The organism is Streptomyces sp. NPDC001153, assembly GCF_053598315.1.
This window is the reverse complement of sequence record NZ_JBSFJZ010000006.1, coordinates 227,821-248,424: the sequence shown is the minus strand read 5'-3', so window position 1 is coordinate 248,424 and position 20,604 is coordinate 227,821. Positions and strand designations below refer to the sequence as shown.

General features: G+C 73.1%; 13 protein-coding genes and 1 pseudogene. 4 read left to right on the top strand and 10 right to left on the bottom strand.

What is annotated here, in order from left to right; all coding sequences use genetic code 11:
• Window positions 1-95: 95 nt before the first annotated feature.
• Window positions 96-1,310 (top strand): TOMM precursor leader peptide-binding protein, encoded by a 1,215-nt coding sequence (locus ACWDEN_RS09400; RefSeq protein ID WP_450858214.1) that lies wholly within the window; start codon window positions 96-98, stop codon window positions 1,308-1,310.
• Window positions 1,303-2,727: an ABC1 kinase family protein gene (locus ACWDEN_RS09395; RefSeq protein ID WP_450858212.1), complete on the top strand. Its 1,425-nt coding sequence runs from the start codon at window positions 1,303-1,305 to the stop codon at window positions 2,725-2,727. Before ACWDEN_RS09400 ends, ACWDEN_RS09395 begins: the two co-directional genes overlap by 8 nt.
• 94 nt (window positions 2,728-2,821) lie before the next feature.
• Here ACWDEN_RS09395 and ACWDEN_RS09390 read toward each other — a convergent pair whose 3' ends face one another.
• The 5 genes from ACWDEN_RS09390 to ACWDEN_RS09370 form a co-directional block, all read right to left on the bottom strand.
• On the bottom strand, window positions 2,822-3,034 hold the full coding sequence (locus tag ACWDEN_RS09390) for a hypothetical protein (RefSeq protein ID WP_228623393.1): 213 nt from the start codon (window positions 3,032-3,034) through the stop codon (window positions 2,822-2,824).
• A 138-nt stretch (window positions 3,035-3,172) separates the two neighbouring features.
• Window positions 3,173-3,496, bottom strand: a complete 324-nt coding sequence (locus tag ACWDEN_RS09385) for a hypothetical protein (RefSeq protein WP_351608429.1) — start codon at window positions 3,494-3,496, stop codon at window positions 3,173-3,175.
• Complete coding sequence (locus ACWDEN_RS09380) at window positions 3,493-3,861, bottom strand: WhiB family transcriptional regulator (protein WP_023546912.1); 369 nt, start codon at window positions 3,859-3,861, stop codon at window positions 3,493-3,495. The genes ACWDEN_RS09385 and ACWDEN_RS09380 overlap by 4 nt, the downstream gene beginning before the upstream one ends.
• Before the next feature lie 173 nt (window positions 3,862-4,034).
• Complete coding sequence (locus ACWDEN_RS09375) at window positions 4,035-4,355, bottom strand: hypothetical protein (RefSeq protein WP_351608426.1); 321 nt, start codon at window positions 4,353-4,355, stop codon at window positions 4,035-4,037.
• Window positions 4,356-4,519: 164 nt separating this feature from the next.
• The gene (locus tag ACWDEN_RS09370) at window positions 4,520-6,772 is read right to left on the bottom strand and encodes an ATP-dependent DNA helicase UvrD2 (RefSeq protein ID WP_450858209.1); all 2,253 of its coding nucleotides are present in this window, start codon (window positions 6,770-6,772) and stop codon (window positions 4,520-4,522) included.
• 125 nt (window positions 6,773-6,897) lie between these two features.
• Here ACWDEN_RS09370 and ACWDEN_RS09365 point away from each other — a divergent pair, with 125 nt between their 5' ends.
• Window positions 6,898-7,140 carry a mycoredoxin gene (locus ACWDEN_RS09365; protein WP_351608420.1) on the top strand — a complete coding sequence of 81 codons (243 nt, stop codon included), beginning with the start codon at window positions 6,898-6,900 and terminating at the stop codon, window positions 7,138-7,140.
• Between the two features lie 122 nt (window positions 7,141-7,262).
• Here ACWDEN_RS09365 and nudC read toward each other — a convergent pair whose 3' ends face one another.
• The 5 genes and pseudogenes from nudC to ACWDEN_RS09340 all read right to left on the bottom strand — a co-directional run bounded on the left by nudC (window position 7,263) and on the right by ACWDEN_RS09340 (window position 17,566).
• Window positions 7,263-8,207, bottom strand: coding sequence for an NAD(+) diphosphatase (gene nudC, locus ACWDEN_RS09360; RefSeq protein WP_228623388.1), 945 nt, complete (start codon window positions 8,205-8,207; stop codon window positions 7,263-7,265).
• A 153-nt stretch (window positions 8,208-8,360) separates the two neighbouring features.
• Window positions 8,361-9,764 (bottom strand): dipeptidase, encoded by a 1,404-nt coding sequence (locus ACWDEN_RS09355; RefSeq protein ID WP_351608417.1) that lies wholly within the window; start codon window positions 9,762-9,764, stop codon window positions 8,361-8,363.
• A 10-nt stretch (window positions 9,765-9,774) separates the two neighbouring features.
• Window positions 9,775-13,402: pseudogene (locus tag ACWDEN_RS09350) on the bottom strand (UvrD-helicase domain-containing protein).
• A 136-nt stretch (window positions 13,403-13,538) separates the two neighbouring features.
• Window positions 13,539-16,922 (bottom strand): ATP-dependent helicase, encoded by a 3,384-nt coding sequence (locus tag ACWDEN_RS09345; RefSeq protein ID WP_450858206.1) that lies wholly within the window; start codon window positions 16,920-16,922, stop codon window positions 13,539-13,541.
• Window positions 16,923-17,179: 257 nt separating this feature from the next.
• On the bottom strand, window positions 17,180-17,566 hold the full coding sequence (locus ACWDEN_RS09340) for an MGMT family protein (RefSeq protein WP_450858204.1): 387 nt from the start codon (window positions 17,564-17,566) through the stop codon (window positions 17,180-17,182).
• 186 nt (window positions 17,567-17,752) lie between these two features.
• Between ACWDEN_RS09340 and ACWDEN_RS09335 the strand changes: the two genes are divergently transcribed.
• Window positions 17,753-20,575, top strand: a complete 2,823-nt coding sequence (locus tag ACWDEN_RS09335) for a lysylphosphatidylglycerol synthase domain-containing protein (RefSeq protein ID WP_351608406.1) — start codon at window positions 17,753-17,755, stop codon at window positions 20,573-20,575.
• Window positions 20,576-20,604 lie beyond the last annotated feature (29 nt).

The following is a 20,604-nucleotide window of genomic DNA, read 5'->3' as shown; positions in this document are numbered from 1 at the left end:
ACAGGCACGGCATGCTGGCAGGCGTCGGAGGAACATGACCGGTTCCACCGGCGACGAGATGTTCGGAACGCTTTCCACGGATACGGGGGCCAGTCATGCATCCGGTGATGAAGCCCGCGCTGCGGCGCGGCTGGCGTGATCGCGAGACCGTGCAGTTCGGGATGACCCCGGCACACGCGCTGACGCTGGGACCCATGGACCCGGCGACGCGCGACTTCCTGGATCTGCTCAACGGCACCCGCGGGCTGCCGCTGCTCCGCGAGGAGGGCCGCCGCATGCGGCTCCCGTCCGGCCATGTCGACACCCTGCTGGAACGGCTGACCCGCGCGGGCCTCGTCGACGACGCGCGCGGCGGCGGACCCGCCGCCGACGCACTGCGCGCGAAGACGGACGTCCTGCGGCGGCTGCGCCCCGACCTCGCCGCGCTGTCCCTGACCACGGCCGAGCCCGGCGGCGCGCTCGCCCGGCTCGCCGCCCGCCGCGCACTGCGCGTCCAGGTGCGGGGCGCGGGACGGGTCGGCGCGGTGCTCGCGTCGGCGCTCTCGGCCGCCGGAGTCGGCGAGATCGACGTGCGCGACGCGGGACGCGTGGAGCCGTGGGACGTGGCGCCGGGCGGGCTGCCCGCCGAGTCGCTCGGCGAGCGCCGGGAGACGGCCGCGCGGACCGCCGTGCGCCGCGCTGCACCCGACCACCCACCGCGCCACGCCCACTCCCCCGGATCCGGCGCCCAGGATCCCGGGCTCTCCCTGGTGCTCCTCACCCCCCGGGACGAGGTCGCCGTGCACGCACCGGACCCGGCCGAAGCCGAGCCTCTCATGGCCTCCGGGACGCCCCACCTCTACGCCGGTGTCGTCGAGGGCACCGGAGTCGTCGGACCGCTCGTCCTGCCCGGCGCATCGGCCTGCGCCGGCTGTCTGCACCTCGACCGCGGCGACCGGGACCCCGCCTGGCCACGGCTGACCGCCCAGTGGCGGTGCGCCAGGGCCCGCCGGGTCGGGGCCTGCGATCTGACACTGGCCACGGCGGTCGCCGGACTGGCCGCGGCGCACGCGCTCGCCTTCCTCGACGGGGAGTCGCCGTCCAGCACCGGCACCCGCTGGGAGGTGTTCACGCCCGGTCTGAACTGGCACGCCCGACCGGTCCGGCCGCATCCGGCATGCGGGTGCGGCGCTGCGGACAGACCTGAAGAGGAGCACTCCTCAACCGGCGGCGAAACGCGCGAGACAATGGCGGTGCAACGGCCGTCGACGGAGCGACGACGCAAGGCACGCGCGGCGCGGCCGACTGGGACTTGGAGGGCGCATGTCTGATCTTCCCCGGAAGGCGGTCACCCGAACCGCCAAGCTCGCCGCGCTCCCGCTCGGCTTCGCCGGCCGGGCGACCTGGGGGCTGGGCAAGCGGATCGTGGGCGAGTCCGCGGAGATCGTCGGCCGGGAACTGCAACAGCGCACGGCGGAGCAGCTGTTCAAGGTGCTGGGCGAGCTGAAGGGCGGTGCGATGAAGTTCGGGCAGGCCCTGTCCGTCTTCGAGTCCGCGCTGCCCGAGGAGATCGCCGGCCCCTACCGCGCCGCGCTGACCAAGCTCCAGGAGGCGGCGCCGCCGATGCCGACCCGCACGGTGCACGTGGTGCTCGAGGAGCGGCTCGGTCCGGACTGGCGTGATCTGTTCGAGGAGTTCGAGGACAAGCCTGCGGCAGCGGCCTCGATCGGCCAGGTGCACCGCGCGGTGTGGCACGACGGCCGCGAGGTGGCGGTCAAGGTGCAGTACCCGGGCGCCGGCGAGGCCCTGCTCTCCGATCTCGGCCAACTGAGCCGCTTCGCCCGCCTCTTGGGCCCACTGATTCCCGGCATGGACATCAAGCCGCTCATCGCGGAGCTGAGGGACCGCGTCTCCGAGGAGCTGGACTACGCGCTGGAGGCGCAGGCCCAGACCGTTCACGCGGAGGAGTTCGCGGACGACCCGGACGTGGTGGTCCCGGCGGTGGTGCACCAGTGCGAGCAGGTCCTGGTGACCGAGTGGATCGACGGCATCCCGCTGTCGGAGGTGATCTCGGACGGCACCCGGGAGCAGCGCGACCGCGCCGGCCAGCTCCTGGCCCGGTTCCTCTTCTCGGGCCCGGCCCGCACCGGCCTGCTGCACGCCGACCCGCATCCCGGCAACTTCCGGCTGCTGCCCGGCGGCCCGGCCGGAGAGGACGACTGGCGCCTGGGCGTCCTGGACTTCGGCACGGTCGACCGGCTGCCCGGCGGTCTGCCGACACCGATCGGCGTCTCGCTCCGCATGACGCTGGACGGCGAGGCCGAGCCGGTCTATGAGCTCCTGTGCGAGGAAGGATTCGTGAAGGAGTCCATAGAGCTGGACCCCGACGCGGTCCTCGACTACCTGCTGCCGATCATCGAGCCGGCCCGGGTCGAGGCGTTCGCCTTCAACCGCACCTGGATGCGCAACCAGGCCGCCCGCATCGCCGACCCCCGCTCCCCCGCCTACCAGCTGGGCAAGCGGCTCAACCTGCCGCCCGCCTATCTGCTGATCCACCGGGTGACCCTGAGCACCATCGGCGTCCTGTGCCAACTCGGCGCCACGGTACGGCTCCGCGAGGAACTGGAGGAGTGGCTGCCGGGCTTCGTCCTCGAGATCCCCGAGGACGAACTGGCGGATGACGAACTGGGGTATGACGAATTGGGGTATGACGAACTGCCCGAGGAGGAGCCTGCGGCGGAGGCGTGATCCGGGGTGCCTGGGATCGGGTGACCGGCGTTTCTTGAAAGTGGGGGGGGAGGGGAGGGGGTGGGGGGGAGGGGGAGGGCCCCCGAGAAGCGGCTCACCACCAGGACGAGTCCAGCCGCCCCTCGATCGCCCTCAGATTCTCCCTTGAGCAGATGTCGCAGAAGTACTGGCGGACGCCGTTCTCCACGGAGCAGGTCCAGGTGGCCGGCGGGGGGCCGTCGGCGGGAGCGCCGCAGCGGGCACACACGAGCACGCGGTGCTCCGGGGTGGAGCCGCCCTGATCAGGTTCTCCGGGAAGACTCGTCACCTGGCGACGATAACTCCGCAGGCGGCGGATCGCCGTGCAACGCACCGCGGGGGCCGGTCCGTTCGGCCGGACCGGCCCCCGCTCGAGAAGGCTTCGCCTCCCAGGGCCGGGAGGCCACCACTTCCGCAGGTGTGATCGTTACTGCATGACCGCCATGGCGAGCGCGCGCCGGGCGCGCAGCGAGGCGCGCTCGGCGCGGCGCTGCATCCGCTGGGCGACGACCAGGCGCACGGCTCGGCGTTCCCGCTCGGCGTCACGGAGTCGCTCGTGCATATGCGCACGAGCCAGGGCTTCTTGCATGAGTTGCATCTCTCGGGTCCTGTTCTGGCGCGCTTCGGTCGCGCCGGTGGTGGTGGCGTCTGGAGTCGCGGAGCCTGCGGGCTCGCTGGTGGACGGCTTCATCGGGGCCTGCTTCTTGGGGTCGTGCGTGAGGGGACGGTCGATCGTTCCTGCGGTGTTCATGCTGTGACCGGGTTCTTGCGCGGGCGACCACGCGGCCGCTTCCGGGCGACGACGACACCCTGGACGAACAGCTCGCCACCCCAGACGCCCCAGGGCTCACGCCGCTCCTTGGCGCCGGCGAGGCAGGCCTCGATCAGCGGGCAGGTGCGGCAGAGGGACTTGGCGTACTCGACGTCCGCCGGCGACTCGGCGAAGAAGACCTCCGGGTCGTAGGAGCGGCAGGGGACGGGTACGCCGAGGTTCTCGATGGCGTCGTCGAGCGCGGTGAGCGCGGTGAGGGGGGTCAAGGTGGAGTCCTCCGTGAGGCCGGGCGGGGGGATCGTTTGCGAAGGCGGTACGGACGGGGCGTGCGCTTCGAGTTGCACGGTTGGTCTTCCTCGTCTGGTCGGTCCGGCCGGTTGACCGGGTGTCGGCTTGGTACCGGGTTCTTTTCCTGTCCCGGGGCCCCTTCGCTCCGTCGTCCCCGATTTGGGGAAAACAGAAGGGCCGCGGATCCCGGATGGGGTTCCGCGGCCCTGAAGGCGCCGGCCTGATCGGATCAGGCTGGATCACTCCAGGGTTCTGGCCCACGGAAGGCCCACATCAGGTGGTGCTGCGTCGTCTGCTTCCGGAATCCGGCACCGGCCGCCGCAAAGGCATAGGCCTGCGCCTGTGCCGCTACCGCTTCCAGTGCCTTGGTCGGTCGCTCATTGCGCTCACGGACGGGAAGGCCCGCGAGAGCGTGGGAGGAGGCCGGACGGTCGGCACGAATGCCGGACAGACCGGTGCCCTGGTGGGAGGCGCCGAGCATGCACAGGGAGACGGTCGAGCGATCGGTCAGTTTGGCCGTGCTGATGGTGCTGGTGTTGATGCTGATCACTGGACTCGCCTCCTCTCGGCGTCTCAAGGGACTGGGTGAACCAGTCCGTTCGGATATGCAAGTACATCACGGAGCCGGGGCCTTCGAGAAGGCCGCTGCTTCCGTGCCTAGAACCTATGGGGATTGCCGGGGCATGCGCAAACTATTTTTTCGACGAGTTCGTATCAGTCGTCCTCGTCGCCTTCCCCGGCCTCGTGGCCTGCGCAGATGGCCAGAACGTCGGTTCCGTAGCTGCGCAGCTTGCGGCTGAGGACACCGGGGATGCGGGAGAGTTCGGCGGGACTCTCGGGCCGCGCCTCGGCGATGGCCATCAGGGTCCGGTCGGTGAAGACGCAGAAGTCCGGCTGTCCGCTGCGCTCGGCCTGGACGGCCCGCCACTCCCGCAGCCGTTCGTAGAGCCCTTCGTCCATGTCCGAGGGGCAGTCCTCACAGCGCATCAGCTTCATCTCGCCCGCCTCGGTGAGCGTGCGGCCGCAGACCCGGCAGCGGGCGGGGGTGCGCTGGGTACGCCGGGGGACGGCGATGGTGCCGCGGGTGGTCCCGTGCTCGATGCCTCCGGCGGCGGCGGTTCCGCTGTGGCCGACGGTGGTCGTGGTGCCTGGGCGCAGTCCGTCCAGGAAGCGGCTGGGTCTGCGGTTGGGGCGGGTGCCGGGTGACCGGGACAGCGCCCAGGAGAGGTGGAGCCGTTCCCGCGCCCGGGTGACGCCGACGTACAGCAGCCGCCGTTCCTCCTCGATCTGCTCGTCGGTCTTGGCGTAGGTGATCGGCAGCATGCCCTCGGCGATGCCGACCAGGAAGACGGCGTCCCACTCCAGGCCTTTGGCGGCGTGCAGGGAGGCGAGGGTGACGCCCTGGACGGTGGGGGCGTGCTGGGCGTTGGCCCGCTCGTCGAGTTCCGCCACGAAGTCGCCGAGGGTGGCGCCGGGTCTGGCCGCGGCGAGATCGTGGGCGAGGCCGACCAGGGCGGCGAGGGACTCCCAGCGCTCTCTGACGGCGCCGGAACCGGCCGGGGGCTCGGTGGTCCAGCCCTCTCCGGACAGGACGGCACGCACCTGGGAGGGCAGGTCCACGGCGTCGTCCAGCAGGGAGTCGTTGCCGCCGAAGCGGGCCGCGCCGCGCAGGGCGATGCCGGCCTTGCGCACCTCGGGCCGGTCGAAGAAGCGCTCGGCGCCGCGCAGCTGGTAGGGGACGCCGGCGTCGGCGAGCGCCTGCTCGTAGGTCTCGGACTGGGCGTTCGTACGGAACAGGACGGCGATCTCGGCGGCCGGGACGCCCGCGTCGATCAGCTCGCGGATGCGGCGGGCGGCGCCTTCGGCCTCGGCCGGCTCGTCGGTGTACTCGGTGTAGAGGGGTTCGGGGCCGGGGGCGCGCTGGGAGATCAGTTCCAGCCGGTGGTCGGCGGCGCGGCCGCGGGCCTGGGCGAGGAGGCCGTTGGCGAGGTGGACGACCTGGGGGGTGGAGCGGTAGTCGCGGACGAGTTTGACGACGGTGGCGCCGGGGTGCCGGGTGCGGAAGTCGAGGAGGTGGTCGGGCGTTGCTCCCGTGAACGAGTAGATGGTCTGGCTGGCGTCGCCGACGACGCACAGGGTGTCGCGGTCGCCGAGCCAGAGCTCGAGCAGTCGCTGCTGCAGGGGGCTGACGTCCTGGTACTCGTCGACGACGAAGTGCTGGTATTGGACACGGACCTGTTCGGCGACGTCGTGCCGGTCCTGGAGGATGGCGACGGTCAGCAGCAGGACGTCCTCGAAGTCGATCACGGCGCGGTCGCGCTTGAGGTCTTCGTAGGCCGCGTAGAGGTGGGCGATCTCGGCGGGGTCGCGCGGGGCCTCGCGGCCGGCCTTCGCGGCCGCGTACGGGTAGTCGGCGGGGATGGTCTGGGTGACCTTGGACCATTCGATCTCGGCGGTGACGTCCCGCAGCTCGCCCCGGTCGAGCCGGGTGCCCAGGCCGGCGGCGGCGTCGGCGACGAGCTGGATCTTGCGGTCGACGAGCCGGGGCATGCGGCCACCGATCGCTTTCGGCCAGAAATACTGGAGCTGGCGCAGGGCGGCGGAGTGGAAAGTGCGGGCCTGGACGCCGTGGGCGCCGAGCTGGCGCAGCCGGCCGCGCATCTCCCCGGCGGCGCGGTTGGTGAAGGTGACGGCGAGCACGCTGGAGGGCTGGAGGATGCCGGCGCGTACGCCATAGGCGATGCGGTGCGTGATGGCCCGGGTCTTGCCCGTGCCCGCTCCGGCCAGGACGCACACCGGGCCGTGCAGGGCGGTGGCCACCGCGCGCTGCTCGGGGTCGAGCCCTTCGAGCACCGCGTCGGCCGAGTCCGGTGTCTGCGGGAAAAGGGTGGAGTGCGTTGCTGCTGTCACACCGCCATGCTGCCAGGTCGCCAGGGACCGCCGTGTCGGTTGTCCACAGGCGCGCACGGATAGTCGTATGAATGCGGCAGGCGTCACAGCCACCTGTGGATACCCCAGCGGGGAATGGCGGACGGCTCGCGTACGTTCTTCCCCTGGACGATTTTCCGAGCTGCCTGAGGAGCGCGAGAGACATGCAGGGCACTGTGACGATGTACAGCACGACTTGGTGCGGCTACTGCCGGCGGCTGAAGAGCCAGCTGGACCGGGAGGGCATCGCCTACACCGAGATCAACATCGAGCAGGACCCCGAGTCCGCCGCTTTCGTGGAGAAGGCGAATGGCGGAAACCAGACGGTCCCGACCGTGCTCTTCGGGGACGGCACGACGCTGACGAACCCGTCGCTCGCCCAGGTGAAGCAGAAGCTCGCCGCGTGACGCTCCGCGGGTTTCCGCGGTGACCGCAGCAGGGCGGCCCCCGAGAGGTCGGGGGCCGCCCTGCTGTGTCTGGGACGGAGCGTCTGGGACGGAGCGCTGTGTCCGGGACGGAGCGCTCCGTGTCAGACGAAGCTGCGCGTCGGCAGCGGCTTGCCGTACCACATCTCGATCAGGCGGGCCGCGATGGAGATCCCGTAGGGCGGCAGCACCTCGCCGGACTCGAAGGCGTCGTGCAGTTCCTCGCGGGAGAACCAGCGGGCCTCGTGGATCTCGTCGCCGTCGACGTCGATCTCGGTCGAGGTGGCGCGGGCCATGAAGCCGAGCATCAGGCTGGACGGGAAGGGCCAGGGCTGGCTGGCCACGTACTCCACGGGGCCGACGGTGATGCCGACCTCCTCGGACACCTCGCGGCGCACCGCCTGCTCGATGGACTCGCCGGGTTCGACGAAGCCGGCGAGCGTGGAGAAGCGGCCTTCGGGCCAGTGGACCTGGCGGCCGAGCAGGATGCGGTCGTCCGCGTCGGTCACGGCCATGATCACGGCCGGGTCGGTGCGCGGGTAGTGCTCGGCGCCGCAGGCCGGGCAGCGGCGGATGTGACCGGCGGCGGCGATGACCGTGCGTTCGCCGCAGCGTGAGCAGAAACGGTGGGTGCGCTGCCAGTTCTCCAGGCCGACCGCGTGCACCATCAGCCCGGTGTCGCGCGGCGAGAGCAGCAGGCCGGCCTCCCGCAGCCCGGCGGGGCGCGCGGACTGGTCGATACGGCCGGGCAGCGCGTCCTTCTGGAGCGCGAAGTAGCTGACGCCGTCCTCGTCGATGCCGAGGAAGTAGCGGTGTGCCTCGGTGAGCGGGGCCTCGAAGGAGGGCGTCATGACGAGCTCGGTCCGGCCGTCGGGTGTCTCGTCGATGAGCACCTGGCCGCCGGAGACCACGAAGCAGCGGGTCGTGGGGTGGCTCCACGCCGCCGCGAGCCAGGCCTCGTCGAGCCGGTGGTGGGCGGCGCGGTCGATGCCGCTCGGAGCGGTCAGCGAGATGGGTCGATCGGCTGTGTCGTCGGTCCAGGTGGTCACGGGTGCTTCCAACTCCCCCAGTGCAGCGGTTCGTTCGGCGGGCGGTTCGGCGGGACGTGGGCGGGAGGGCACCGGGCCGGACGCGGGCGGGACGGGCGGGGCGGTCCTGCGGTGTGCCCCACGCGCGATGCCCTCCCGTACGGCACCGGCCGGTCAGGGCGTGGGACGCCAGTGCTCGGCCAGGTCATCCCACAGGTAGGCGCTGGTCTCGACGCCTTTGAGGAGGAGGTCGAGCTCGACCTTTTCGTTCGGGGCGTGCCAGCCGTCGGAGGGAACGGAGATACCCAGAAAGAGCACGGGGGCGCCGAGGACCTCCTGGAGGTCGGCGGCGGGTCCGGAGCCGCCCTCGCGGGTGTAGCGGACCGGCGTCTCGAAGGCGCGGCCCATGGCGCGGACCACGGACTGCAGTGCGGGGTGGTCGAGCGGTGTCAGGCACGGGCGCGTGGCCGCGCCGAAGGCGATCTCGTACCGGATCCCGGCGGGCACCTGCGTCTCGGCCCAGCCGCGGACGGCCTTCTCGAGGTGGTCGGGGTCCTGGCCGGCGACCAGCCGGAAGGACAGCTTCACCATGGCGGAGGCCGGGATGATCGTCTTGCTGCCGGGGCCCTGGTAGCCGCCGCCGATGCCGTTGACCTCGGCGGTCGGGCGAGCCCAGACGCGCTCGAGGGTGCTGTATCCGGCCTCGCCGTGGGTGGCGCGGGACTTGGCGGTGTCCAGCCAGCGCTCCTCGTCGAAGGGCAGCTCGGCGAACAGTTCGCGCTCGCGGTCGGTCAGCTCCACGATGCCGTCGTAGAAGCCGGGGATCGCCACGCGCGCGTGCTCGTCGTGCAGGGCGGCGACCAGGCGGGCGGCGGTGGTGGCCGGGTTGGGCACGGCGCCGCCGAAGGAGCCGGAGTGGATGTCCTGGTCGGGGCCGTACAGCCGGATCTCGCACTCGGCGAGGCCGCGCATGCCGGTGCACACGGTCGGGGTGTCCTCGGACCACATGCCGGTGTCGGAGACGATCACGGCGTCGGCGGCGAGCCGTTCCGCGTGCTCCTCGACCAGGGCCCGGAAGTGGGGGGAGCCGGACTCCTCCTCGCCCTCGATCAGCAGCTTCAGGTTGACCGCGGGGGCGGTGCGGCCGGTGGCGGCGAGGTGGGCGCGGACGCCGAGGGTGTGGAAGAACACCTGGCCCTTGTCGTCGGCCGCCCCGCGCGCGTAGAGGCGGTTTCCGCGGACGACCGGCTCGAAGGGCTCGCTGTCCCAGCCGTCCTCGCGGGCGGCGGGCTGGACGTCGTGGTGGCCGTAGACGAGGACGGTGGGCGCCTCGGGGTCGCCGGAGGACCACTCGGCGAAGACGGCTGGGGCGCCGGGGGTCTGCCAGACCTCGGCGGTCGGGAAGCCGGTCTCCTTGAGCTTGGCGGCGAGCCAGTCGGCGCTGCGCCGTACGTCGGGCGCGTGGTCGGGCTGGGCCGACACTGAGGGGATGCGCAGCCATGCCGCGAGGTCGTCGAGGAAGGTGGCGCGGTGCTGCTCGATGTACGTGCGGACGGCGCTGTCCGGGGTCTGGCTCATGCTCACGAGCCTATCGGCCCGCACCGACATCCTCGGCGGGCGGTTCGTCACACTCAGGTTGCCTGGTGTGCCGTTTCGGAGTCTTCCGTGAGGAGCCGTTCCAGGGCGGCCCGGTCCGGCAGGTCCGGCGGCCGCACGACCTCGCCGGTGCGCACGTACAGGAAGGCGGCCGTGACCGTCTCGGGCGGCACGCCCTGCTGCTCGGCCCAGGCCAGCCGGTACACGGCGAGCTGGAGCGGGTCGGCGGTGCGGGTGCGGCTGGTCTTCCAGTCGACGATCTCGTACGTCGCCTCGTCCCCGTCGCCGTGCTTGTAGACCGCGTCGATGCGGCCCCGTACGACGCGGCCGGCGAGGGTGAGTTGGAAGGGGGCCTCGACCCGGTAGGGGGTGCGCCGGGCGTACCCGGTGCGTTCGAAGGCCTCTTTCAGGGCTTCCAGGTCCTGCTCGTCGGTGATCTCGGCGTCGCTGCCGGGCAGCTCGTCGGGTTCCAGCAGGGGCAGCGTCAGTTCCTCGAAGCGGGCTTCGAGCCAGGCGTGGAACCGGGTGCCCCGGCGCGCGGCCGGTTGCGGGGGGCGTGGCATGGGGCGCGCGAGTTCCTGCGCGAGCCCGTCCGGGTCCTCGGCCAGGCGCAGCAGCTGGGAGGCGGTGAGCGTGGCGGGTAGCGGGACGTCGGTGACGGTCTGCCGGGCGCGCAGCAGCTCGCCGGTGAGCGCGTCCAGGTCTCGGTCCCAGGAGGCGATGGTGCGGGCCTCCTCCGGTGTGAGGTCGGGGTGGGGCAGCGGCTCGGCGGGGCGGGGACGGTGCGGCGGGGCGGGCGCCTGGTGCGGGACCGTGGGCCGGCCGGCGCTCCGGGCGTCCCGGTCGGCGTTCCGGTCATACCGGTCGGCGGGGTCGTCCGGGCCTGGGGCGGTCGCGTCGTACGGCGGTTCGTCCTCGCCGAAAGCGGCTGCGGCGCCGAAGGTGTCCTCGTCGTACGGGAAGTCCTCGTCGTACGGGAGGTCCTCGTCGTACGGGGAGTCCTGGCCGTCCTCGTACGGCTCGTCGCCGTAGGGGTCGTCGTCCGGGGGCGGGGGCCAGTCGGGGTCGTCGAGGGCGCCGGGATCGTGGGCGGCCGGCGGGTGGGCGGTGTCCTGGGCGGCGAGGGCGTCCAGGTGGGCGAGGACGGTCTCGGCGGCCGCGCGGCGGCGGGCCAGGGCGGCGGCGTCCAGCGGGAGCGGCCACACCTGGTCGGCGCCGGCCGTGTGCAGGGCGGGATTCTCCGCGTCCTCGGCGGGCTCCTCGGCCCAGGCCTCGATCTCGCCGTAACCGGCGGCGCAGTGGTCGTGCAGGGCCTGGAGGAAGTCGGAGGGTCCGCGGGGCCTCTTCTGGCTGGGGCCCCACCAGTGGCCGGAGCCGAGCAGGAGGGAACGGGGGCGGGTGAAGGTGACGTAGCCGAGGCGGAGCTCCTCGGTGTGCTGGTGGTCCTTCATGACCTCGTGGAAGGCCTTCATGCCGCGCGCGTCCCAGCCGTCGACGTCGGGCAGGGTGTCGGCGTCGCCGCGCAGGGCGTGCGGCACCACCTTGGCCTGCGCCGTCCACTTCTCGCGGCCCTGTGCGCTGGGGAAGGTGCCCTTGACCAGTCCGGGGACGGCCACGACGTCCCATTCCAGGCCCTTGGACTTGTGGGCGGTGAGCACCTTGACGGTGTTCTCGCCGCCGGGCAGGGCGTTGTCGAGGCCCTTCTCGTACTGCGCGGCGGTGCGCAGGAAGCCGAGGAAGGCGAGCAGGGTGGCCTCGCCGTCGCTAGCGGCGAAGGACGCGGCGGTGTCCAGGAAGTTGGACAGGGTCTCGCGGCGGCGGGCGGCCAGGGCGTGCGGGGACGCGGACAGCTCCACCTCCAGACCGGTGACGGCGAGCACGCGGTGCAGGACGTCCATCAGCGGGTCGGAGAGCGAGCGGCGCAGGTCGCGCAGTTCGGCGGCCAGACGCGCGAAGCGCACGCGCGCGTCCGGCGAGAACGGCAGCCCGTCGTCATCCGCCTCGGCGTCCATGGGTGCTTCGAGGAACGTGTCGAGGGCGTCCGCGAGCGATATCACCTCGGCCGGGTCGACCCCTTCGACGGCGGCGGCGAGCCGGCGGTCGGGGTCGTCGCCGTCGTCCACGCGCGCGTGGGCGACCAGCAGGCGGGCGCGGCGGCCCAGCAGGGCGAGGTCGCGGGGGCCGATGCGCCAGCGCGGGCCGGTCAGCAGGCGCACCAGGGAGGCGTTGGCGCCGGGGTCCTGCAGAACCTCGCAGACGGCCACGAGGTCGGCGACCTCGGGCAGGTGCAGCAGGCCGGACAGGCCGACCACCTCGACGGGGACGTCCCGCGCCACGAGGGCGCCCTGGATCTCGGCGAAGTCGGTCGCCGTGCGGCACAGTACGGCGATCTCGCCGGGGGCCGTGCCGGTGTGCACGAGGTGGGCGATGGAGTCGGCGATCCAGTCGATCTCCTCGGCGTGGGTGGGCAGCAGCGCGCAGCGGACCGTGCCGTCGTACTCGGCGCCGGGGGCCGGGCGCAGGGCCTCCACGCCCGCGTGCATGGCGCGCAGGGGTTCGGCGAGCCCGTTGGCGAGGTCGAGGAGGCGGCCGCCGCTGCGGCGGTTCTCGCTGAGGGCCTGCCGGGTGGCGGGGCGGCCGTCGGCGTGCGCGAAGTGCGCGGGGAAGTCGTCGAGGTTGGCGACGGAGGCGCCGCGCCAGCCGTAGATGGCCTGGCAGGGGTCGCCGACCGCGGTCACGGGATGGCCCGTGCCGTCGCCGAACAGGCCTGCCAGCAGGACGCGTTGGGCCACGGAGGTGTCCTGGTACTCGTCCAGGAGCACCACGCGGAACTCCTCCCGCAGCAGCCGGCCCACCTCGGGGATGCGGGCGAGGCGGGCGGACAGGGCGATCTGGTCGCCGAAGTCGAGCAGGTCGCGTTCGCGTTTGGCCGTCCGGTAGCGGCGGACGAGGTCGGCCAGTTCGCGGCGGGCGGCGGCCGTCTCGGGGACCTTGCGCAGATCGGCGTTGGTGAGCTTGGCGTTCTGGAGGGTGCGCAGCAGGTCCGCGTCCCAGGAGCGCAGTTCCTCGGGGTCGACAAGGTGTTCGGCGAGTTCGGAGTCGAGGGCGAGCAGGTCGCTGACGAGGTCGGCGAAGGAGCGGGTCAGCGCGGGGTAGGGGCCGGGGGCCTCGCGCAGCACGCGTGCGGCGAGCTGGTAGCGGGTGGCGTCGGCGAGCAGCCGGGAGGTGGGCTCCAGGCCGAGGCGCAGGCCGTGGTCGGTGAGGAGCCGGCCGGCGAAGGCGTGGTAGGTCGAGATCACCGGTTCGCCGGGCGGGTTGTCCGGGTCGATGACATCGGGGTCGGTGACGCCGGCCTTGATCAGTGCCTTGCGGACGCGCTCGGCCAGCTCGCCGGCGGCCTTGTTGGTGAAGGTCAGGCCGAGGACCTGTTCGGGGGCGACCTGGCCGGTGCCGACCAGCCAGACCACGCGGGCGGCCATCACGGTGGTCTTGCCCGACCCGGCTCCGGCCACGATCACCTGCGGGGCGGGCGGCGCGGTGATGCAGGCCGTCTGCTCCGGGGTGAAGGGGATGCCGAGGAGCTCTTTGAGCTGCTCGGGGTCGCTGATACGGGCGGGCATGTCGGAAAAGGCTAGCGGCGGGGACTGACAGTCGGGCCCGGATCAGCCACTCGGGGAGGAAGAAGCGCAGGTCAGCACCTGTGGTGCCGTGCGTCACCCCGGCACCTCCCGGTGGACTCCGGCGCCTCCCGGTGACTCACTCGACCACGTGCCGTCCCTCGGGCCGCGCGCTGCACGAGGCGCGGAACGCGCAGTGGGTGCAGTGCTGGCCGGTGTTCGGCGCGAACCGCTCGTCGAGGACCTTGCCGGCGGCGGTGGCCAGCAGTTCGCCGACCCACTCCCCGGACAGCGGTTCCTGGGTCTGCGTCCTGGGCAGGCTGTCGCCTCCGTCGCGCTTGGCGGCGCCCTGCCTGAGGTGCACCAGTTCGGCGCCGCCGGGTTCGGGACGTACGCCGTCGAAGGCCTCGTCGACGGCGCCTTCATGGACGGCGAGCTGGTAGACGGCGAGCTGGGGATGGCGGGCCACCTCGGCGGCGCTGGGGGCCTGCTTGCCGGTCTTGAAGTCGACCACGTAGGCGCGGCCCTCGGCGTCCGTCTCCACGCGGTCCATCTGGCCGCGGATGCGGACCTGGTAGTCGCCGGCTTCGAGGGTGACGTCGAAGTCCTGCTCGCTGGCCACCGGGGTGCGCCCGGTGCGGTCCAGCACGTGCCAGTTCAGGAAGCGTTCGAGCGCCACGCGCGCGTTGTCCTTCTCCTGCTGGGACTTCCAGGGCGCGTCGAAGGCGAGCGCGTTCCACACCGAGTCCAGGCGTTCCATGAGGACGTCGAGGTCGGCCGGGGTGCGGCCGGAGGCGACCTCGTCGGCGAGGACGTGGACGACGTTGCCGAAGCCCTGTGCGGTGGTGGCCGGGGCGTCGGCCTTCACCTCGCGGCCCAGGAACCACTGGAGGGCGCAGGTGTTGGCGAGCTGGTCGAGGGCGCTGCCGGAGAGCACGACCGGCCGGTCGTGGTGGCGCAGCGGCACCTTGCTCTCCGTCGGGTCGTACATGCCCCACCAGCGGTAGGGATGCGCGGACGGAACCAGCGGGCGGCCGTCCTCGTCGGCGAGGGCGGCGAGCCGGGCCAGGCGGCGGGCGGCGGCCTCCCGCAGGGCGGCGGACGCGCGCGGGTCGACCGTGGTGGCGCGCAGCTCGGCGACGAGCGCGGACACCGACAGCGGTCGGCGAGGGCGGCCGGTGACGTCCTTCGGCTCGACGCCGAGTTCGGTCAGGAAGCGGGACGGCTGGTCGCCGTCGTCGGCCGGTGCCTTCACCGCGGTGACGACGAGACGGTCACGCGCGCGCGTGGCGGCCACGTAGAACAGCCTGCGCTCCTCGGCGAGCAGTGCGCCCGGGGTGAGCGGTTCGGCGAGTCCGTCGCGGCCGATGCGGTCGGCCTCCAGGAGGGAGCCGCGGCGGCGCAGGTCGGGCCACAGGCCCTCCTGGACACCGGCGACGACGACCAGCCGCCACTGCAGGCCCTTGGCGCGGTGCGCGGTCATCAGGCGGACGGCGTCGGGGCGTACCGCGCGGCGCGTGAGCGTGTCGGCGGCGATGTCCTCGGCCTCGATCTCCTCCAGGAAGTTCAGTGCGCCCCGGCCTCCGGTGCGCTCCTCCGCCCGTGCGGCGGTGGCGAACAGCGCGCACACGGCGTCCAGGTCCCGGTCGGCGTTGCGGCCGGCGGCGCCGCCGCGCCGGGCGGCCCGCTCCAGGCGCGCGGGCCACGGAGTGCCCTCCCACAGGTCCCACAGCGCCTCCTCGGCCGTGCCGCCGGCCGCGAGCCCTTCGCGGGCCTTGCGCAGCAGCGCGCCGAGGCGCTGTGCCCCGCGCGCGTACGCCGGGTCGTGCACGGCCAGGCGCTCGGGTTCGGCGAGTGCCCGTGCGAGCAGTACGTCGGAGGGGGGCGGCAGCGGGTTGCCGGCCGCCCGCTCCTCCTCGCGCAGGGCACGGCCGAGGCGGCGCAGGTCGGCCGGGTCCATGCCGGCGAGGGGGGAGGCGAGCAGGGTGAGGGCGGTCTCGGTGTCGAGCCAGGAGGTGTCAGGGGTGTGCTCCCCGGGTTCTTCGGGGGACGGCCGGCCCTCCGGGCCGGGTGCGGTGGCGTCCTCGTCGCGGCCGTGCGCCTCCGCCGTGGCCTCGTCGCGGCCGTGTGCCTCCGCCGTGGCCACCGCGCGCAGGGCCGTCAGCAGCGGGGTAACCGCCGGCTCGTGGCGCAGAGGCAGGTCGTCGCCGTCGATGTCCAGCGGGACGCCGGCCGCGGTGAGGGCGCGGCGGAGGGTCGGCAGGGTGCGGGAGCCGGCCCGGACCAGGACGGCCATGTCGCTCCAGGCGACGCCGTCCTCCAGGTGCGCGCGGCGCAGGATGTCCGCGATGTTGTCCAGTTCCGTACCGGCCGTCGGGTAGGTGTAGGCCTCGACGCGGCCTCCGTCCCGTACGGCGGCCGGCTCGCGGTGGGCGCGGACCTTGTCGGCGGGCAGCCGGGGCAGCGGCATGCGCTGGGTGATCAGCCGGGTGGCGGTGAGCAGGGCGGCGCCGGAGCGGCGGGCGGTGCGCAGCACCTCGACGGGGGCGGGGCGGCCGTCCGCGCGGGGGAAGGCCGCCGGGAAGTCGAGGATGCCGTTCACGTCCGCGCCCCGGAAGGCGTAGATCGACTGGTCGGGGTCGCCGAAGGCGACCAGGGTGCGGCCGCCGCCGGCCAGCGCGTGCAGGAGCCGTACCTGGGCGGGGTCGGTGTCCTGGTACTCGTCGACGTACACGGCGTCGTACTGGGCGGCGAGCCGTGCGGCGGTCTCGGGGCGGCGGGCGAGCAGGACCGCGCGGTGGACCAGTTCCGCGTAGTCGATCACGCCCTGCATGTCGAGCACGTCCAGGTACTCGGCGAGGAACGCGGCCGCGGCGCGCCAGTCGGGGCGGCCGATACGGCGGGCGAAGGCGTCCAGTGCGTCGGGGCCGAGGCCGAGCTCACGGCTGCGGGCGAGGACCGCGCGGACCTCGTCGGCGAAGCCCCTTGTGGTCAGGCAGGCGCGCAGTTCGTCGGGCCAGCGCACGTGCGCCAGTCCGAGCCGCTGCAGTTCGGGCTGCCCGGCGAGCAGCTCGCGGACGGTGACGTCCTGTTCCGGGCCGGAGAGCAGCCGCAGCGGCTCGGCGAACAGGCCGCTGTCCTGGTGGGCGCGCACCAGTGCGTAGCAGTACGAGTGGAACGTGGTCGCGTGGGGTGCGCGGGCGGCGCCGATGCGCAGGGCCATGCGGTCGCGCAGGTCGACGGCGGCCTTGCGGCTGAACGTCAGGACCAGGATCCGCTCGGGGTCGGCGCCGCGGGCGATCCGCGCGGCCACGGACTCGACGAGGGTGGTGGTCTTGCCGGTGCCGGGACCTGCGAGGACGAGTAGGGGTCCGCTGCGGTGGTCAACCACGGCGCGCTGTGCCGCGTCCAGACGAGGGGGGTCGACGGCGGCAGGCGGGGTACGGACCAGTCGGTAAGCGCCACGGCTCCCCTGCCGCACCGGGGGGTGCGGCAGGTGCCTGGTGGAGGAAGAGGAGCTCACGTGATGGGCCGGTCCTGGTGTTCGTGCTGGTGGGCGGGCGGTCACGGGCGCGAGGCGGTGGCCGCGGGGTGAGGGGGACGCGTGCAGCCGACGCTACGCCGCCGCTCCGGACGGAAGCAGGGCTTCCGCTTCTTCCCTCGCGGCGCTCGTGCCACCTGCGTCCCACAATCCACGAACGTACGCCATGCCACGGACGTCCCCCATGTCACCCGATCGGGCCACGGGCTCTCCCTGAGGGCATCGGATGGCGGAAGCTGTCAGGTGTGAGCCACCGCGCCCGCCCCGCCGTCCCATCGGGCCCGCCGCATGTCGATCCGCGGCAGATGCCCCTCGGCGCTCCTGGCTGCCTCCTTCAGCGGGGTGCCCTCAGCTCGGTAGTGGGCGAGCGCGCGCAGTTCGTGGCCGGGCAGCAGCACCCCGTCGGCGCGTACGACACGCCACCACGGGACGGCGCCTCCGTACAGCGACATCACCCGGCCCACCTGGCGCGGTCCGCCTTCCTCGAGCCACTCGGCGACATCGCCGTACGTCATGACCCGACCCGGCGGGATCCGCTCGGCGACCTCGAGGACCCGCTCGGCGTACTCGGGCAGCGCGTCGGCGTACCCCTCGCGGGTGTCCTCAGCAGGGCTCCGGTCGCTCATGCGCCCCATCCTGCCGCACCCCACCGACATCGCGGCGCGGACCGCGAGGAACGTCCCTCTCGCCCTCGGACGGCGCGTCCGGCAGACTGTGCGCCCGCGCATCCGCACCCTGATGCCCCCGCGTGTCGGTCGGGCATGCCACCATCGTGCGGGCGGTGACTGGTGATACGAGACCAAGAAGAGACCATGAAGCAGCAGGGCGTGCACCCCGAAGACGCGGCGGGCACCCCTGACGCCGCCGCGCGCCCCGACACCGCCGGTGGCGCACAGGACGACAGCACACGCGCGCGTGAGAACGGCGCAGACGACGGCACGGGCGCGCGTGAGAACGGCGCGGCCGACGGAAACGACGGCACCGAGGGAGCGCACGTCCAGAACACGCCTCACGGCCACGGTTCGTGCGCCGACGACGATCCGCACGCCGAGGCCGTGGAGGGCGACGAACCGCTGCTCCCCGCGCGCGTGCACCGTCCGTCCGACCTCATGCGGCTCCTGGTGGGTGTGCTCGCCATCGTGGTGCTGCTCGCGATCGCCGCGTTCGCGCACGGCACCACCTCGGGCTTCGAACAGGACATCAACAAGGGCACCGGTCAGGCACCCGACCTGCTCATCAAGATCGCGGGTCTGGCGTCCAGCATCGCGATCCTGCTGGTGCCGGTCGCCTTCGCGATCGAGCGGCTGATCAAACGCGACGGGCTGCGCATCGCCGACGGCGTCCTCGCTGCGGTCCTCGCGCACGGAGTGACCCTCGCGACAGACCTGTGGGTCGCGCGGGCCGCCCCGAATTCGATCCAGGAGGCGCTCACCCAGCCGTCCCCGGGCGACATCCACGCCCTGACCGACCCCGTGCACGGCTATCTGGCCCCCGTCATCGCCTACATGACGGCCGTCGGCATGTCCCGCAGACCCAGATGGCGTGCGGTGCTGTGGATCGTGCTGCTGCTCGACGCGTTCTCCATGCTGGTCACCGGCTACACGACCCCCTTCTCGATCATCCTGACGGTGCTGATCGGCTGGACCATCGCCTACGGCACGCTGTACGCGGTCGGCTCCCCCAATGTCCGCCCCACCGGGCAGACGCTGATGGCAGGCCTCAGGCACGTCGGCTTCCACCCCGTCAGCGCGGCCCGCGAGGAGGCCGTGGAGACGGAGAACGGCGACCGCGGCCGGCGGTACTTCGTCACCCTGGAGGACGGCCCGCCGCTGGACGTCACGGTCGTGGACCGGGAACAGCAGGCCCAGGGCTTCTTCTACCGCGCGTGGCGCAATCTCACCCTGCGCGGCTTCGCCACCCGCTCCAGCCTCCAGTCGCTGCGCCAGGCGCTGGAACAGGAGGCGCTGCTGGCGTACGCGGCGATCGCGGCCGGCGCCAACGCACCCAAGCTGATCGCCACCGCCGAACTCGGTCCTGACGCCGTCATGCTCGTCTACGAGCACACCGGCGGGCGCACGCTCGACTCGCTGGCCGACGAGGAGATCACCGACGAGCTGCTGCGCAACACCTGGCACCAGGTTCAGGCGCTGCAGTCACGGCGCATCGCACACCGCAGGCTCGCGGGCGACGCGATTCTGGTGGATCGTTCCGGCAGGGTGATCCTCACCGAACTGCGCGGCGGAGAGATCGCCGCCGGCGAGCTGCTGCTGCGCATGGACGTGGCCCAGCTGGTCACGACGCTGGGTCTGCGCGTGGGCGCCGAGCGCGCGGTGGCCTCGGCCGTCCGGGTGCTCGGGCCCGACGCGGTCGCCGACTGCCTGCCCCTGCTCCAGCCGATCGCCCTGACCCGCTCCACGCGCGCGACGCTGCGCAGACTGGCCCGGGAACAGGCCCAGCGCGAGCGCGAGGCGGTCCTGAAGGCGTCCCGGCAGGCCAAGCAGGCGCGCCCGGAGGCAGCCGGAGCGGAGGGCACGGAGGCCCCGGAGAAGGCCGACAAGAAGGCCGTACGCGCCCAGGAACGGGCCGAGAAGCGGGCCGTCGACGAGGCTCTGGAGGAGGCGCGCGAGGAGGATCTGCTCACCCAGATCCGCCATGAGGTGCTGCGGATCAGGCCGCAGGCGCCGGTGGAGCCGGCCCGGCTGGAGCGGGTGCGGCCGCGCACGCTGATCAGTTTCATCGCCGGTGCCATCGGCGCGTACTTCCTGCTGACGCAGCTCACCCACATCGAGTTGGGGCCGCTCGTGGCCAACGCCCAGTGGGGCTGGGTCGTCGCCGCCGTGCTGTTCGCGGCGCTCAGCTATGTCGCGGCGGCCATGCAGCTGCTGGGGTTCGTGCCCGAGCGGGTGCCGTTCCTGCGGGCCGTGGCGGCCCAGGTGGCCGGCTCCTTCGTGAAGATCGTGGCACCCGCCGCGGTCGGCGGGGTGGCCCTCAACACGCGGTATCTGCAGCGCTCGGGGGTCCGGCCGGGGCTCGCGGTGGCGAGCGTGGGCGCCTCGCAGCTGGCCGGGCTCGGCTTCCACATCCTGATGCTGCTGTCCTTCGGCTATCTCACCGGCACCGAGAAGACGCCGTCCCTGTCGCCGTCCCGGACGGTCATCGCGGGCCTGCTGACGGTCGCGGTGCTGGTGCTCGTGGTGACCTCGGTGCCGTTCCTGCGGAAATTCGTCGTCACGCGCGTGCGGTCACTGTTCGCGGGGGTCGTGCCCCGCATGCTCGACGTGCTGCAGCGGCCCCAGAAGCTGATCACCGGGATCGGCGGCATCCTGCTGCTGACGTTCTGCTTCGTGATGTGCCTGGACGCCTCCATCCGGGCGTTCGGCGACGGCTCGGCCTCGCTCAGCATCGCCAGCGTCGCCGTGGTCTTCCTCGCCGGCAACGCGCTCGGGTCCGCGGCGCCCACCCCGGGCGGCGTGGGCGCCGTGGAGGCGACCCTGACGGTCGGCCTGATCGCCGTCGGCCTGCCCAAGGAGGTCGCCGCCCCGGCCGTCCTGCTCTACCGCCTGCTGACCCTGTGGCTGCCGGTGCTGCCGGGCTGGCTGGCCTTCAACCAGCTCACCCGCAAGGGAGCCCTGTAGGGCGCCCCAGAGCCGCGCAACGGCGCCGG

Coding starts and splice junctions, on each gene's coding strand:
- ACWDEN_RS09400 (WP_450858214.1), top strand. CDS start 96: ATGCATCCGGTGATGAAGCCCGCGCTGCGGCGCGGCTGGCGTGATCGC.
- ACWDEN_RS09395 (WP_450858212.1), top strand. CDS start 1,303: ATGTCTGATCTTCCCCGGAAGGCGGTCACCCGAACCGCCAAGCTCGCC.
- ACWDEN_RS09385 (WP_351608429.1), bottom strand. CDS start 3,496: ATGAACACCGCAGGAACGATCGACCGTCCCCTCACGCACGACCCCAAG.
- ACWDEN_RS09365 (WP_351608420.1), top strand. CDS start 6,898: ATGCAGGGCACTGTGACGATGTACAGCACGACTTGGTGCGGCTACTGC.
- ACWDEN_RS09355 (WP_351608417.1), bottom strand. CDS start 9,764: ATGAGCCAGACCCCGGACAGCGCCGTCCGCACGTACATCGAGCAGCAC.
- ACWDEN_RS09340 (WP_450858204.1), bottom strand. CDS start 17,566: ATGAGCGACCGGAGCCCTGCTGAGGACACCCGCGAGGGGTACGCCGAC.
- ACWDEN_RS09335 (WP_351608406.1), top strand. CDS start 17,753: ATGAAGCAGCAGGGCGTGCACCCCGAAGACGCGGCGGGCACCCCTGAC.